Annotated in this window: 14 protein-coding genes; 6 read left to right on the top strand and 8 right to left on the bottom strand. The window is 64.1% G+C overall.

Features of this window, described 5'->3' with window-relative positions; all coding sequences use genetic code 11:
* The first annotated feature begins 10 nt into the window (after positions 1-10).
* Positions 11-577, top strand: coding sequence for a peptide deformylase (locus ACZI8R_RS11275; RefSeq protein WP_463379710.1), 567 nt, complete (start codon positions 11-13; stop codon positions 575-577).
* A 12-nt stretch (positions 578-589) separates the two neighbouring features.
* Here the strand turns inward: ACZI8R_RS11275 and ACZI8R_RS11280 are convergent, their stop codons facing one another.
* From ACZI8R_RS11280 to ACZI8R_RS11295, 4 genes are all read right to left on the bottom strand, one after another.
* A complete protein-coding gene (locus ACZI8R_RS11280) occupies positions 590-763 on the bottom strand; it encodes a hypothetical protein (protein WP_463379711.1) in 174 nt (57 codons plus the stop codon).
* 137 nt (positions 764-900) lie between these two features.
* On the bottom strand, positions 901-1476 hold the full coding sequence (locus ACZI8R_RS11285; RefSeq protein ID WP_463379712.1) for a sugar O-acetyltransferase: 576 nt from the start codon (positions 1474-1476) through the stop codon (positions 901-903).
* 3 nt (positions 1477-1479) lie between these two features.
* Positions 1480-3840 carry an ATP-binding cassette domain-containing protein gene (locus ACZI8R_RS11290; protein ID WP_463379713.1) on the bottom strand — a complete coding sequence of 787 codons (2361 nt, stop codon included), beginning with the start codon at positions 3838-3840 and terminating at the stop codon, positions 1480-1482.
* 39 nt (positions 3841-3879) lie between these two features.
* Positions 3880-4791 carry a LysR family transcriptional regulator gene (locus tag ACZI8R_RS11295; RefSeq protein ID WP_463379714.1) on the bottom strand — a complete coding sequence of 304 codons (912 nt, stop codon included), beginning with the start codon at positions 4789-4791 and terminating at the stop codon, positions 3880-3882.
* A gap of 148 nt (positions 4792-4939) precedes the next feature.
* On the opposite strand from ACZI8R_RS11295, the gene ACZI8R_RS11300 reads away from it, so the two are divergent.
* Complete coding sequence (locus tag ACZI8R_RS11300) at positions 4940-6250, top strand: NAD(P)/FAD-dependent oxidoreductase (RefSeq protein WP_463379715.1); 1311 nt, start codon at positions 4940-4942, stop codon at positions 6248-6250.
* Positions 6251-6286: 36 nt separating this feature from the next.
* Here the strand turns inward: ACZI8R_RS11300 and ACZI8R_RS11305 are convergent, their stop codons facing one another.
* A complete protein-coding gene (locus tag ACZI8R_RS11305; protein ID WP_463379716.1) occupies positions 6287-6886 on the bottom strand; it encodes a TetR/AcrR family transcriptional regulator in 600 nt (199 codons plus the stop codon).
* 52 nt (positions 6887-6938) lie between these two features.
* On the opposite strand from ACZI8R_RS11305, the gene zapE reads away from it, so the two are divergent.
* Positions 6939-7898 (top strand): cell division protein ZapE, encoded by a 960-nt coding sequence (gene zapE, locus ACZI8R_RS11310; protein WP_463379962.1) that lies wholly within the window; start codon positions 6939-6941, stop codon positions 7896-7898.
* 40 nt (positions 7899-7938) lie between these two features.
* On the opposite strand, the gene ACZI8R_RS11315 is transcribed toward zapE, so the two are convergent.
* The 3 genes from ACZI8R_RS11315 to kstD form a co-directional block, all read right to left on the bottom strand.
* On the bottom strand, positions 7939-8433 hold the full coding sequence (locus ACZI8R_RS11315; RefSeq protein WP_463379963.1) for a C40 family peptidase: 495 nt from the start codon (positions 8431-8433) through the stop codon (positions 7939-7941).
* A gap of 250 nt (positions 8434-8683) precedes the next feature.
* Entirely contained in the window at positions 8684-9544 is an 861-nt protein-coding gene (locus tag ACZI8R_RS11320) for a MaoC/PaaZ C-terminal domain-containing protein (protein WP_463379717.1), read from the bottom strand.
* Positions 9534-11279 (bottom strand): 3-oxosteroid 1-dehydrogenase, encoded by a 1746-nt coding sequence (kstD, locus tag ACZI8R_RS11325; RefSeq protein ID WP_463379718.1) that lies wholly within the window; start codon positions 11277-11279, stop codon positions 9534-9536. Before kstD ends, ACZI8R_RS11320 begins: the two co-directional genes overlap by 11 nt.
* 124 nt (positions 11280-11403) lie before the next feature.
* Between kstD and ACZI8R_RS11330 the strand changes: the two genes are divergently transcribed.
* The 3 genes from ACZI8R_RS11330 to ACZI8R_RS11340 are packed head-to-tail and all read left to right on the top strand — an operon-like array spanning position 11404 to position 14728.
* Positions 11404-13026, top strand: a complete 1623-nt coding sequence (locus ACZI8R_RS11330; protein ID WP_463379719.1) for an FAD-binding protein — start codon at positions 11404-11406, stop codon at positions 13024-13026.
* A gap of 3 nt (positions 13027-13029) precedes the next feature.
* A complete protein-coding gene (locus ACZI8R_RS11335; protein WP_463379720.1) occupies positions 13030-13815 on the top strand; it encodes a 2-keto-4-pentenoate hydratase in 786 nt (261 codons plus the stop codon).
* 7 nt (positions 13816-13822) lie between these two features.
* Positions 13823-14728, top strand: coding sequence for an acetaldehyde dehydrogenase (acetylating) (locus ACZI8R_RS11340; protein WP_463379721.1), 906 nt, complete (start codon positions 13823-13825; stop codon positions 14726-14728).

A 14728-nucleotide genomic window follows, 5' to 3' on the forward strand; every position in this document is an offset into this window, starting at 1 on the left:
TCTGCTACACGTGACCATTCGTCCCATACTCATCGCGGGTGACCCGAGGCTGACGACTCCCGCGACTCCGGTGACCGAATTCGGCAGTGAGCTCGCGTCCTTCGTCGAGGATCTGTTCGAGACCAACACGGCTGCACCCGGTGCGGGGCTGGCGGCGAACCAAGTCGGTGACCCGCGTGCGGTCTTCGTCTACGACCTCGTGGCCGGCGGCACACGCCACCGCGGCCACGTGGTCAATCCGGTCCTCGAAACGTCCGAGATTCCCGAAACCATGCCCGATCCCGAGGACGACTCGGAGGGGTGCCTCTCGGTGCCGGGTGAGCGCTTTCCGACCGGCCGAGCCGACTGGGCACGGGTCACGGGCGTCGATTGCAACAACCAGCCCGTGGCCGTCGAAGGCACCGGCTACCTGGCACGGTGCTTTCAGCACGAAGTGGACCATCTCGCAGGCCACCTGTACCTGGACCGATTGATCGGTCGTAACCGGCGGGCAGCCCGCAAGATGATCAAGGAACGCAACTTCACGGAGCCCGGCGCTTCATGGCTTCCTGGCGCCGAGAGCGAACCCTCGTCGTGATTCCTGCAGGAGTCAGGTGCCGAGCACGTTCACCGCGTCGACCACGACGAACACCAGCGTGACGAGGATCGCGGCGTAGGCGGTCAGCATCACGATCTTGGCGGCATTCTCACTGGTCGGCGGAAAAACCTTGGGAATCATGCGCCCGTGAGCGTCATAGGTGACGTTCTCTGTCGAAGTGGCCACTGTGCGGCCCTCCTCTCCGTGCAGCTCGGACTCGACGCCGTTCGGATCTGGGCGACCCGGATCGGGCGCGAATCACACCCCGATTCTAAGCCTGTTTTCGCAGATCAGGCCAGACCCCGGAGAAGTCGCCGGAATTGTCAGGATCGCTCGTTGGCAGGCAGAGCGCGGATGACACGACACGGGTTACCAGCGGCGAAGACGTTCGGAGGGATGTCCTTGGTGGCGATGCTGCCGGCTCCGATGACGGTGTTCGCGCCGATCGTCACCCCGGGGCACACGATCACGCCGCCGCCCATCCATACGTTGTCACCGATGGAGATGGGCGCCGCAGATTCCCAGCGTTGCCTGCGAGCCTCGTGGTCCTCCATCGGGTGCAGCGCGGTGAGGAGTTGGGCGCGCGGTCCGATCGACACGTCGTCACCGATGACAATGGGCGCGCAGTCCAACAGAATCGCGTCGTAGTTGAGGAACGTGTTGGTGCCGATGTGGATCGAGTATCCGTAGTCGCATTCGAACCGCGGCATGATCCGGGAATCGTTGCCGAAGCTGCCCAGTAGCTCCTGCAACAAAACCTGCCGTTCCCCGTCCGCGTCGGGTGCAGAGTCGTTGAACTGCCGGGTCAGTCGATTGCAGGTTTGGCGCTCGGCGATCAGTTCGGGATCACTGTCCATGTAGAGATCCCCGCGGAGCATGCGGTCCTTCTGATCACCCATCGCTCACGCACCCACATAGGTCGCGAGATGCTCACCGGTGAGGGTCGACCGATCTGCGATCAGGTCTGCGGGCGTCCCCTCGAAGACGATGTGTCCACCGTCGTGCCCGGCACCGGGACCGAGGTCGATGATCCAGTCCGCGTGGGCCATGACCGCCTGGTGATGTTCCACCACGATCACGGACTTCCCGGAATCGACGAGCCGGTCGAGCAGGCCCAGCAGTTGTTCGACGTCGGCCAGGTGCAGACCCGTGGTGGGTTCGTCGAGTATGTAGGTACCGCCCTTTTCCGACATGTGAGTGGCCAACTTCAGGCGCTGGCGCTCACCACCGGACAGGGTCGTGAGGGGCTGGCCGATGCGGAGATAACCGAGGCCGACGTCGACGAGACGTTCCAGGATCTTGTGGGCAGCCGGAATCCGAGCATCGCCCTCCCGGAAGAACTCCTCGGCCTCCGCCACTGACATGGCCAGGACTTCGGCGATGTCGCGTCCGCCGAGGTGATACTCGAGCACCGCCGACTGGTAGCGCTTGCCCTCGCACTCCTCGCAAGGGGTCGCGACCCCGGCCATCATCCCGAGGTCCGTGTAGATCACGCCGGCCCCCTTGCATGCGGGGCATGCCCCTTCCGAGTTCGCGCTGAACAACGCCGGCTTCACACCGTTGACCTTCGCGAACGCTTTGCGAATCGGTTCCAGAAGTCCGGTGTAGGTCGCAGGGTTGCTGCGGCGCGAGCCTCGGATTGCGCCCTGATCGATCGACACCACATCTTCCCCGTTGGGGATGGACCCGTGCACGAGTGAGGATTTTCCGGACCCGGCCACACCCGTGATGACCACGAGCACTCCCAGCGGAATATCGACGTCGACGTTCTGGAGATTGTTCTGCGAGGCACCCCGGACCGGCAGCTTGCCGGAGGACTGGCGCACCGAATTCTTCACGGCGGCACGGTCGTCGAAATGGCGCCCGGTGATCGTGTCGGTGGCTCGAAGGCCCTCGACCGACCCCTCGAAGCAGATCGTTCCGCCTTCCGAACCGGCGCCCGGGCCCAGATCGATCACGTGATCGGCGATGACGATGGTTTCGGGCTTGTGTTCCACGACGAGGACCGTGTTGCCCTTGTCGCGAAGCCTGAGCAGGAGGTCGTTCATCCGCGCGATATCGTGCGGATGAAGACCGGTGGTGGGTTCGTCGAAGACATAGGTGATGTCCGTGAGTGACGAATTGAGGTGGCGAATCATCTTGGTGCGCTGAGCTTCACCGCCGGACAATGTGCCGGCCGGGCGCTCGAGCGAGAGGTAACCGAGGCCGATCTCCACGAACGAGTCCAACGTCTGCTGGAGGGTTTCAAGGAGCGGAGCGACGGAGGGTTCGTCCAGCCCGCGAACCCATTCGGCGAGGTCGCTGATCTGCATCGCGCATGCGTCTGCGATGTTGATACCCGCGACCTTCGACGACCGAGCGCCCTCGTTGAGCCGGGTGCCGTGGCACTCGGGACAGGTGGTGAACGTGATCGCCCGCTCGACGAAGGTCCGAATGTGCGGCTGCATCGCGTCGACGTCCTTGGCCAGGAACGACTTCTGAATCTGCGGGATCAGCCCCGAGTAGGTCAGATTGATGCCCTCGACCTTGATCTTGGTCGGTTCCCGGTACAGGAGATCGTCGAGTTCCTTCTTCGTGTACTTGCGGATCGGCTTGTCCGGATCGAAGTACCCGCTGCCCCGGTAGATGCGCCCGTACCAACCCTCCATGCTGTAGCCGGGGATGGTGAGAGCGCCCTCGTTGAGGGACTTGGAGTCGTCGTAGAGTGCGGTCAGATCGAAGTCGGAGACACTTCCGCGACCCTCGCACCGAGGGCACATGCCGCCGGTGACGTGGAAGTCGCGACGTTCCTTGACCGTCTTGCCGCCCTTCTCGAACTTCACCGCACCGGCACCACTCACCGAAGCGACGTTGAACGAGAACGCCTGGGCCGAGCCGATGTGCGGCTTTCCGAGACGGCTGAAGAGGATGCGGAGCATCGCATTCGCATCGGTGGCGGTGCCGACCGTGGAGCGCGGGTCTGCGCCCATGCGCTGCTGATCGACGATGATCGCGGTGGTGAGGCCTTCGAGAACGTCCACGTCCGGGCGGGCCAGCGTCGGCATGAAGCCCTGCACGAAAGCGCTGTACGTCTCGTTGATCATGCGCTGCGACTCGGCGGCGACCGTGCCGAACACCAGTGAACTCTTGCCGGAACCGGAGATCCCGGTGAACACGGTCAGTCGCCGCTTGGGGATCTCGACGGTGACGTCTTTGAGATTGTTCACCCGCCCGCCCTGGACCCGAATCAGATCGTGGCTGTCCGCAGCGTGCAGCGTGCTCATGGTGCCTCCGTGTCTCCCGCGATGTCCGTCGCCTGCGATCTAACCAGGCCCTGGCGACTTTTTCGGTCGACCGGAGGCGGCAATCGAGTCTCCCAAAGCCTGGAACAGGTGCGTGAGTTCCGGGCGCACTGCCGAGTCGCTACGCACGACTCCGCAAACCGGGATGCGCAGCAGGTTGTCGGCTTCTCGCATGAAGCTCAGTCCGGTGCGGGGGGTCGTGTCGGCAGTGTCGGCATAAAGCACTGTCCAGGCTCGGGGATTGGTGAGGACGTCCAGTGTCGCGGTGTGGTCGTGCTGAATGGACGGACCGAGCCGGACCGGGCGGCCGGTGCGCGCGAACGCGGCTTCGACGACGGAATGAATGAGGGTCTGCCGACTTCGCGGCGGGAGCAGCAGTGGGTACGGGGCGAGTTCGGCCAGGTCGACCGTGGCGAACGCCGACAGCGGGTGCTGATTGGACGTCACGATGACGAGTTCTTCCCGGCCGAGCGGCACCGCTTCGAGACCGGGACGATCCACCTCACCGCGGATGAGTGCGAGGTCTGCGTCCCCGGAAGCGACCGCGGTGATTCTGTCGTTGAAGTCCTTGATCACGAACTCGATGTCCACCTGCGGGAACTGGTCACGAACCCGCGAGATGGCCTCGAGGCTCTGGGTCGCGAAGCTCATGCTCGCCGTGATGCGGAGACGGTTGCGCGGATCCTGGCCGACGAGCAGTGCCCGCGCTTCCAAGCTCATCACCTCGGCCGCGAGCGGCATCAATCGTTCGCCCGCCGGAGTCAGTTTGACGACGCGGGTCGAGCGTTCGAGGAGCGTGGCGCCCAACTCGTGTTCGAGTTTCGCGATCTGATGACTGATCGCTGATTGGGAGATGAAGCAGCGCGCGGCCGCCTTCGAGAAGCTTCCTTCCTCGCCGACTGCGAGGAAGTAGCGCAACTGCCTGAACTCCATGCAGTCCATGTTACCCATTGGTAGATCTATTTATTAGTAATCGAGATAACAGAATTGCGATATGCGCAGGTCGATGGTGCCGAAGCGGGTCTCGGCCTACTGTGGAGCTCATACGCAACGACGCGGAAGAGTTACTGGGAGGTATACGGTGGATCGCACACAGGTCGTCATCGTCGGATCGGGTTTCGGAGCCCTTGCAGCTGCGAAGAAGCTCGGCAAGGCAGGGACCCCGTTCGTGTTGATCTCCGAGACGACGGAACACCTGTTCCAGCCCCTGCTCTACCAGGTTGCCACCGGTGTCATCTCGCCCGGCGAGATCGCTCCGTCCATCCGGGCGATCCTCGCGAAGTATCCGAGTGGCGACGTTCGTCTCGGCCGTGTCGTCGACGTCGATCCCGACTCCCACGAGGTGGTCTACGAGGCGGCCGGCGTCCGCCACACGATCGGCTACGACAGCCTGATCGCAGCGACCGGTGCCCGCCAGGCGTACTTCGGTAACGATCACTTCGCCGAGGTCACTTACGCACTCAAGACGGTGCAGGACGCGGACCGCCTACGCAGCCAGATCGTGCGCTGCTTCGAGGAAGCGCACACCACTCCGGATCCGGAGCGTCGCCGGAACCTGCTCAACTTCATCGTCATCGGCGCCGGCCCGACCGGTGTCGAACTTGCCGGTCAGATCAAGGAGCTCGCCGGCCGATACTTCGCCAAGTCGCTCCGCGACATCAACGCAGACGATGTCACGGTGACTCTCGTGGAGGGCGCGAGCGAAGCGCTTCCGGTGTTCGGCGGCAAGCTCAGCAAGTACACGCTCGAGTCGCTCGAGAAGGCCGGCGTCGAGGTCGTCCTCAACACGATGGTCACCGACATCGACGAGCACGGTGCCACTCTGTCTTCACCCACCAACGACTTCGAGAAGCGGCTCACCGCCGAGACCATCATCTGGTCGGCGGGTATCCAGGCCAACGACTTCGCGTCGGTCCTCGCGGACCGCACCGGTTGCGAGACCGGTCGTGGAGGACGCCTGATGGTGAACGAGGACCTCAGCGTCGGTGGGCACAGCGACGTATACGCCATCGGTGATATGGCGTTCCTGAACAACCTTCCCGCTCAGTCGCCCTTCGCGATGCAGGGTGGTCGTCACGTTGCGGCGATCATCAACGGAAAGCGCGATGCCGGTACTCCCTTCTCCTACAAGGACAAGGGCAGCATGGCCATCATCAACCGATTCCGTGCGATTACGCGCGTCGGCAAGGTCGAGCTGACCGGCCTGATCGCCTGGTTCCTCTGGCTCGCCGTGCACCTCGTCTACCTGGTCGGCTTCCGAAACCGGTACATCGCGATCCTGTCGTGGTTCGGATCGTTCCTCGGACACCGCCGCCCGCACTTCTACTACGCGCAGGCGCTCGACTCCGAGCCGGTGGGGCAGAAGGAAGAACCCGAAGAGGTCGCCGCCTGACCACACCCGTGCGCGGTTGAGGAGTCCAGAGACTCGTCAACCGCTCACAGGGGGCGTGGCTCCACGCAGGTACGCACCGAGAACCCCCGCCAGTTGATCGACACTGGCGGGGGTTCCCGCTGTCAGTCCGTCGAGTGACCGCGCCCCGGCGAATCGGTCGAAGACCGCACCCTCGACCACGGAGACGAAGTCGGCGCCGGCCGAGTCCGGATCTTCTGCGCCGAGCGTGCGTAGAAGGTTGATTGCGGCGGTTCGGGAGAACAGGCTTCCGGCGAGGAGGCGGTGCAGGTCCGGGTGGTCGGCGAGTTCGACTGTCAGGGCATAACGGGCGCGAAGGTCGTCGATCCGCTCGCTCAGTAGGCGATCCAGGATCGTCGCGCCGAAGCGAGCCATCCCGTCTGCGTCCGGTGCTGCATCGAACGAGTCGGTCGCTGCTGCGAAGTCCTGCTTGGAGCGATCGGTGAGGTGGTGGACGGTTGCCTCGAGGAGTGCCTGTTTGGTGCGGAAGTAGTACGACGTGGAGCCGTTGGGAAGTCCGAGTTCCACGTCGATCGCCCTGTGGGTGAGTGCCCGTACCCCGGATCGTGCGATCACGCGGACCGTTGCCAACGCAATCTGTTCTCTCCGATCACTCACGGTGTCTCTCCGATCACACGACGTACGGGTCCATTGACCGTAACTACTCTACATCCATAGAGTCCCCTCTATGGATGTAGAGCTGGATGCTTCGCAGTGTGTGGTCGCCTGGCGCCTCGAGGCCATCGCGCGTCGCACCGAGAAAAGGCGGCGAAGGCGCCAACGGGGTCTGTATCTGTGGGGTCCGGTCGGCCGTGGAAAGACCGTGCTCATGGACGCGTTCTTCGAGCAAGTACGCGCCCCGAAGGTGCGAGTGCACTTCCACGAGTTCCTGGACGATCTGCATCGTGACGTACACGCACTCGGCTCGGTGGATCGTGCTCTCGCGCATCGACTGAGTGGGGTGAAGGTGCTCTGCTTCGACGAGTTCCACGTGCACGACGTCGGCGACGCGAGGCTCATGGCTCGGCTGCTCGATCACATCGAAAGGCGAGGGATGGTCCTCGTCACCACGTCGAACTATCCACCCCAAGGGCTCCTGCCCAACCCGCTGTTCCATCACGTCTTCGCGCCGTCGATCGAATGGATCGAGCGGAACCTCGACGTCATGTCGCTCGACGGCGGAATCGACTATCGGATCAGGGGAGATCCTGGAATCGGCGCATCCGGTTTCGCATCGGGGCGGTACGTCGTCGATCGAAAACCGGCGTTACCTGCAGCCGAGGATGGCCAGACGTTGTATCCGAGTGGCCGTTGCCTGAGGGCGATTTCCGCTCACGACGGCGAGATCTGGTTCGACTTCGCGGATCTGTGCGATACACCCACCGCAGCCAGCGACTATCGGACGCTGACGGGGCAGTACGGCGACTGGACGATCAGCGGTATTCCGGCCTTCGAGGGGCTCGATGCCGATCCCGTTCGACGGTTCGGCAACGTCGTAGACGTGTTGTACGACGCAGATATCGCATTGACGCTGTTCGCCGAGGTGCCGCTCCACGAGCTGACCGCCTGCGCGGAGGATGCAGCCGATATGGATCGGCTGCACAGCAGATTGTCGAGGCTGCGCCTGTGAGTGGCCGGCGAGTCCAGAGGCTCGTCAACCACTCACGGGGTCAGTATCGACGGACGTCGTAGATGTGGTCCCACCAGGAGAGTGGCGTGAGGCCGGTGGGAACTCCGGGGCTGTGAGCATTGAAAACCTGCCCGAATCCCGCGTAGATGCCGATATGAGAGGCGTCGCTGTTGAGGACGACGACATCACCGGGTGCCATTGCCCAGAGCGGGATGTGTGCGCCTACTTCGGTTTGCTCCCACGTGGTGCGCGGAAGGCTGACGCCGGCCTGGCGGAAGGCCCACTGGACCAGTCCGGAGCAGTCCCAGGCGTTCGGCCCGGTGCCGCCCCACAGATACGGCTTGCCGGTCTGTGTGGTTGCCGCTGCCAGAGCTGCCAGTCCGGCGGGCGAGGGAATCGGCGTGGGAATTACCGCAGACCCGTTCGAGCTTCCGGAGCTGCTACCCGAGATCGGTACGGGTTCGGCGAGTGCCGGGCCGGCTGCGAGCGCGGTGGCGGACAGCGCGAGTGCGCCCGCTATCACGGCGCGGCGCATGGGCAGGAGCTGTCTACGTCGGGACTGCTTTTTCGGCTGGGACATGACGTCCCCCCTTCGTCGCTACCGATCGGATAGCCGGACCGTGATTCGGCCGGACTTCCTGGGATCGAGTAGAGCGTACAAAGCAAAACCCGGTGGCACCTGCCGAATCGTTATATTCGATCGGCCGTGCCACCGGGGCTTTGTTATCGGCGCGTGATAATTGCGTCGATTATCAACCTCGCGTGGTTTCCTCGTGGCTAATTCTTCACCGCAGGTTCAGCACCACGTCGGCAAGCGCCGGTGCGTCCTCGCGCTCTCGCACGCTGACGGCGATCAGCAACTTGCCGTCCTCTTTCCAGATTCGCGAACGGAGGGTCTCGCCCGGGTACACGACGCCGGCGAACCGGGCCTTGTAACCCGCCACCTTGCCGGCGTCTCCGCCCAGCAGCGCGTCGACGGCGGCCTTGCAGACCATGCCGTAGGTGCACAGTCCGTGCAGGATGGGTGCCGGGAACCCGGCGCCCTCGGCGAACTTCGGATCGGAGTGAAGTGGATTCCTGTCGCCACACATGCGATACAGCAGGGCCTGCTGGGGGAGTACCGGAGTGTCCACTTCGAGGTCGGGCGCACGGTCGGGCAGTTCGACCGACTCGGACGGTCCGCGCTCGCCGCCGAACCCACCTTCGCCTCTGGCGAAGATGGACGAGCGTGCGGTCCACAACGGCTCGCCGTCCAGGTTGGTTGTCGTGGACTCCTGAACGATGACCGCGGCCTTGCCCTTGTCCCAGACGTCGGAAATCCGAGTGGTGGTGCGCGCCTTGCCCTCCGGGGGGATGGGCTGGTGCACGGTGACTTCCTGACTTCCGTGCACCACCTTCGCCAGGTCGATCTCCACGCCCGGGAAGGACACTTTGGGTGCCTCGGTCGCGTGGAAGTTGGCTGCCACCGTCGCGAAAGTAGGTAGCACCTGCGGGTTTCCGTCGGTCAGGTAACGAAGCTCGTTCTCGTCGAGAGGATTCGAGCCGGCACCCAACGCGAGGTGGTAGAGCTGGACGTCGGAGCTGGACCAGGAGAATTCCTGCGTCGGCAACTCCGCACCGAGTGCAACCTTCGGATCAATTGGCATTGCTCACCCCGGAGTTCGAATCGGCCGCCCGAGCTTCGGATGCGGGCGGAGTCGTGTCGCGAGACTCCTTGATCTTTTTCGCGATATCGAGGACGGCGAGGTATGCGAACGTCATCGCGGGACCGATCGTCGCGCCGGGGCCGGCGTAGGTGTGTCCCATGACCGGGCCACTGGCATTGCCTACTGCATAGAGGTTCTCGATGGTGCTTCCGTCCTCGCGGAGGACGTGGGCGTCGCGGTCGGTGCGCATTCCGCCCTTGGTACCGAGATCGCCCGGGACCATCTTGATCGCGTAGAACGGTGCCTTCTCGAGGCGGCCGAGGCTTGGGTTCGGCTTGTTGCGGGGGTCGCCGTAGTAGTGGTCGTAACCGCTGTCACCGCGACCGAAGTCCTCGTCCTTGCCGTTGCTCGCAAAGGTGTTGAAGCGCGAGACGGACTCGGTGAGGCCCTCCACCGGCAGTCCGGTCTTCTCCGCGAGTTCCTGCAGAGTCTCCGCCTTCACGACCACGCCGGCCTTGAGCCAACGGCCCGGGAACGGCGATCGGGGCGTGATACCGGCGAACGTGTACCGGTCGCGGTATCGCTGATCGAGGATCATCCAGCAGGGGATGTTCTCGCCCGGACCCTCGCCCTGGCCGTACTTTCCGCCGTACATCGCGTGGGTTGCTTCGACATAGGGCGCGGACTCGTTGACGAATCGCTGGGCGCGATCGTTGACCATGATGCAGCCGGGCAGGCTCCGCTCGGACAGTGCGAACCACGGTCCGCCGGTGAGTGGGATCGATGGCCCCCACCACGCGTCTTCCATGAGATCGAGTGCTGCGCCCAGCTTTTCGCCGGCCCAGATGCCGTCACCGGTGTTCGCCTTCGCGCCCACGGTCCAGTCGCTGCCGATCGGGGCGCGCTGGAACTTCTGCCGAGCCTCGGCATTGTGCTCGAATCCACCCGACGCGATGATCACGCCGTGACGGGCGGTGAAGGTCTCGGACTTCCCGTCGACGGTGGCCGTCACGCCGGTCACGACGCCGTCCGATGTCTCGATGTCGGTCAGTGGTGTGTTCAGGAGGATCGGTACGCCGGCCGCCTCGAGCCCGGTGTACATGCCCGCCATCAGTGCGCGCCCGCGGACCAGCAGGTCTTTGCCGGTGATCTTCGCGGCGAGGAATCGAGCACCCACGCGCATCGCCCGCAATGGGCCGCGCGGATTTCGGATCAGGAGGTTGAGCCAGCGGTAGTCCGCCTGAGTGATCACGAAGTTGGAGGGCGCCTTGACGTAGTCCGGCTCGAGCTCCGCGAGCTTGGCGCCGAGCTTCTTGCCGTTGAACGGCTTCGGCTCGATACTGCGGCCACCGAGCCGTCCGCCCGGAGCCTCCGGGTAGTAGTCGGAGTACTCGGGAACCCACTGCATCTCGAGCTTGCTGTTCTTCAGCACGAACGAGAGCATCTCGGGGCCGCGGTCGATGTAGGTGTCGATCCGGTCCTTGGGAACGACGTCGCCGATGATGCTGTGCAGATAGGTTCGCGCCGCCTCGGTGGTGTCGTCGACACCGTCTCGAACGAGAACCTCGTTGTTGGGAATCCAGACGCCGCCGCCGGAGCGTGCGGAGGATCCACCGAAGTGCGCCGCCTTCTCGAGGACGACGACGCTGAGTCCGTTGTGGGCTGCGGTGAGGGCTGCCGTCATCCCGCCGGCACCGCTGCCGACGACGACGATGTCGTATTCGTGCTTGCTCATGTAGAACACGTTATAGAATGATGGTGCTGTCAGTCCATCCTTTGCTGCCAGGAAGTATTGCGGACCGGCTCAGGGTGGAACGAAAACACGTTGCAGTTGAAATATTGGTGAACATGAGGGTGGTATGGGTGTGACCTGGGATGCGGAGACGGACGTCCTGATCGTCGGGTTCGGAGTTGCCGGCGCTTCGGCCGCACTCGAGGCCGTCGCGGGCGGGGCCGACGTACTGGCCGTCGATCGTTCGTCCGGCGGCGGTGCGAGTGCAATCTCCGGGGGGATCTTCTATGCCGGAGGTGGCACCGCGATCCAGCGTGAGGCGGGAGTCGAGGACTCTCCCGAGGAGATGCTGAAGTATCTGCAGAAGGAAGTCGGTGACGCCGTCTCGCCCGAGACACTCCAACGCTTCGTGGACCAGAGTCCGGGCTCCGTCGACTGGTTGATGGGCCACGGCGTGCCGTTCGAGGCCTCGCTGTGTCCGTACAAGACGTCGTATCCCAACAACAAGTACTACCTCTACTTCTCGGGTAGCGAGGCCGCGGGCGAGTTCAGGGCGGTCGCGAAGCCGGCGCCGCGTGGTCATCGACCCAAGGGCAAGGGCACCTCCGGCAAGAAGATGTACGCGCCGCTCGCGAAGTCGGCCGTCGACAATGGTGTTCGGCTCTATCAGCAGACCAAGGCGAGCACGCTGATCCTCGACGAGGACGGCGCTGTCGTGGGGCTCGAATGCGAGACCCTGCGCAGTGCACCTGCCGGCGTCCGGAGGCGGCACAAGCTGTTGTGTGCGTTGTCCGACAAGCCCGGCGTCTACTCGCCACCCACCCGGAACGCCATCGACCGTGTGATCGCGCGGATCGAGAAGAAGCACTCCCGCACCATTCGAATTCGCGCACGACACGGCGTCGTTCTGAGCGCCGGCGGGTTCGTCCAGAACCGGAAGATGCTCTACACCCACGCCCCCGACTACAAGGGGGGAATCCCGCTCGGCACCTCCGGCGACGACGGCTCGGGCATCAACATCGGAGTCGACGTCGGTGCGGCGACGGCCAAGCTGGACAAGGTTTCGGCGTGGCGATTCATCGTTCCGCCGAGCGCGTTCCTCGGCAGCCTTCTGATCGGACGGAACGGTCGTCGCATGGTCGACGAATCTCGGTACGGCGCGGCGCTCGGCAACGCAATGGTGAAGAAGAGCGGTGGTGAGGGTTGGCTGCTGGCCGACTCCGATCTGGTCGCCGAAGCCAAGAATCAGATCGGATCTCAGGCGATGTGGTTCCAGCGTGTGCAGTCGGCGGGAATGATGCGAACGGCCGTCAAGGGCAACACGCTGGCAGAAGTCGCAGGTAAGGCGGGGATCGATGCGGACGTGCTGCAGGACACAGTCGACGCCCACAATGCCGCCGCCGCAGCGGGTACACCGGACCCGATGGGGAAGTACGCCGATTTCGTGCGTCCTGCGCTGAAGGCTCCGTTCACTCTCTATGACGTCTCGGTGAAGCCGAGCATGATGAATCCATGCCCCATGATCACGCTCGGGGGATTGGTGGTCGACGAGTCGACCGGCGCTGTGCAGACAGCCGACGGCCAGAACATCCCCGGGCTCTACTCGGCCGGCCGAACGGCAGTGGGGGTGTGCTCGAACTCCTACGTCAGCGGCCTCTCTCTCGCCGACTGCGTCTTCTCAGGACGTCGGGCAGGCGCCCACATCGCAAGTCTGGCAACCGCATCACGCACATCCACAGGGAAGGCTTGACCCATGCTCTCGACGGACATTCGCGCCGAGTTGGCTGATCGACTCGACGCCGCCGAACGCGAACGTAGCCCCATCGGCCCGCTCGTGGCGGCGCACCCGGACATCGACGTCGTCGATGCGTACGAGATTCAGCTGATCAACATTCGTCGTCGAGTGGAAGACGGCGCTCGGGTCGTCGGACACAAAGTCGGGCTCTCGTCGCTGGCGATGCAGCAGATGATGGGCGTCGACGAACCCGACTACGGTCACCTCCTTGCCGGCATGGAGGTGTTCGAGGATCAGCCGGTCGATGCTGCGAAGTTCTGCTTCCCGCGCGTCGAGGTCGAGGTCGCGTTCGTGCTGGGTAAGGACCTTCCGGGTGCCGGATGCACCGAGCAGGACGTCGTCGATGCCACCGTCGCGTACGCGCCGTCCATCGAGCTGATCGACAGCCGGATCAAGGACTGGAAGATCGGACTGCCGGACACCATCGCCGACAACGCCTCGTCTGCCGGTTTCATTCTCGGTAAGGAACGGGTCCGCCCCTCCGACATCGACATCAAGAACATCGACGCGGTACTCACCTGCAACGGCGAGCAGATCGCCGAAGGCCGGAGCGACGCCGTGCTCGGCAACCCGGTGACCGCCGTTGCCTGGCTCGCGCAGAAGGTCGAGAGCTTCGGCGTCAGATTGAAGGCCGGCGACATCGTGCTACCCGGTTCGTGCACGCGCGCGATCGACGCCCACCCGGGCGATAACTTCCGTGCCGAGTTCGGTGGACTCGGTTCCGTCTCGTTGCAGTTCAAGTAGGAGTTGTTTGATGACAAAAGCAAGTGTGGCAATCGTCGGTTCGGGCAACATCAGCACGGACCTGCTCTACAAGCTGCAGAGGTCGGATTGGCTCGAGCCTCGCTGGATGATCGGGATCGACCCCGAAAGTGAAGGCCTCGCGCGGGCCCGCAAGCTGGGGCTGGAAACGTCCGCCGAGGGCGTCGACTGGCTGCTGCATCAGTCGGAGAAGCCGGATCTCGTGTTCGAGGCCACGTCCGCGTACGTGCACAAGGACGCGGCGCCGAAGTACGAGGCGGCGGGTATCCGCGCGATCGATCTGACACCGGCGGCCGTCGGCCCCGCCGTGGTGCCGCCCGCGAACCTGCACGAGCACCTCGACGCACCCAACGTCAACATGATCACCTGCGGTGGCCAGGCGACCATCCCGATCGTCTACGCGGTCAATCGTGTCGTCGACGTGAAATATGCAGAGATCGTGGCCTCGGTCGCCTCACTGTCCGCCGGACCGGGCACCCGCGCCAACATCGACGAGTTCACCAAGACCACGAGTCGCGGCATCGAGACGATCGGCGGGGCCGATCGCGGCAAGGCGATCATCATTCTCAACCCGGCAGATCCGCCGATGATCATGCGCGACACCATCTTCTGTGCGATCCCCGAGGATGCGGACCGTGATGCGATCACCGACTCCATTCATCGCGTCGTCGCGGACATCCAGCAGTACGTACCCGGATACCGACTTCTCAACGAACCGCAGTTCGACGAGCCCAGCGTCGTGTCCGGTGGGCAGGCAACCGTCACCACGTTCGTCGAGGTCGAAGGCGCAGGGGACTTCCTGCCCCCGTACGCGGGCAACCTCGACATCATGACGGCGGCAGCAACCAAGGTGGGCGAAGAGATCGCCCAGAAGCTTCTGACAGTGAAGGCGTGA

This window comes from Rhodococcus huquni, assembly GCF_055231055.1.

Coding starts and splice junctions, on each gene's coding strand:
- ACZI8R_RS11285 (WP_463379712.1), bottom strand. CDS start 1,476: ATGGGTGATCAGAAGGACCGCATGCTCCGCGGGGATCTCTACATGGAC.
- ACZI8R_RS11330 (WP_463379719.1), top strand. CDS start 11,404: ATGGGTGTGACCTGGGATGCGGAGACGGACGTCCTGATCGTCGGGTTC.
- ACZI8R_RS11295 (WP_463379714.1), bottom strand. CDS start 4,791: ATGGAGTTCAGGCAGTTGCGCTACTTCCTCGCAGTCGGCGAGGAAGGA.
- kstD (WP_463379718.1), bottom strand. CDS start 11,279: ATGAGCAAGCACGAATACGACATCGTCGTCGTCGGCAGCGGTGCCGGC.
- ACZI8R_RS11290 (WP_463379713.1), bottom strand. CDS start 3,840: ATGAGCACGCTGCACGCTGCGGACAGCCACGATCTGATTCGGGTCCAG.
- ACZI8R_RS11335 (WP_463379720.1), top strand. CDS start 13,030: ATGCTCTCGACGGACATTCGCGCCGAGTTGGCTGATCGACTCGACGCC.
- ACZI8R_RS11320 (WP_463379717.1), bottom strand. CDS start 9,544: ATGCCAATTGATCCGAAGGTTGCACTCGGTGCGGAGTTGCCGACGCAG.
- ACZI8R_RS11315 (WP_463379963.1), bottom strand. CDS start 8,433: ATGCGCCGCGCCGTGATAGCGGGCGCACTCGCGCTGTCCGCCACCGCG.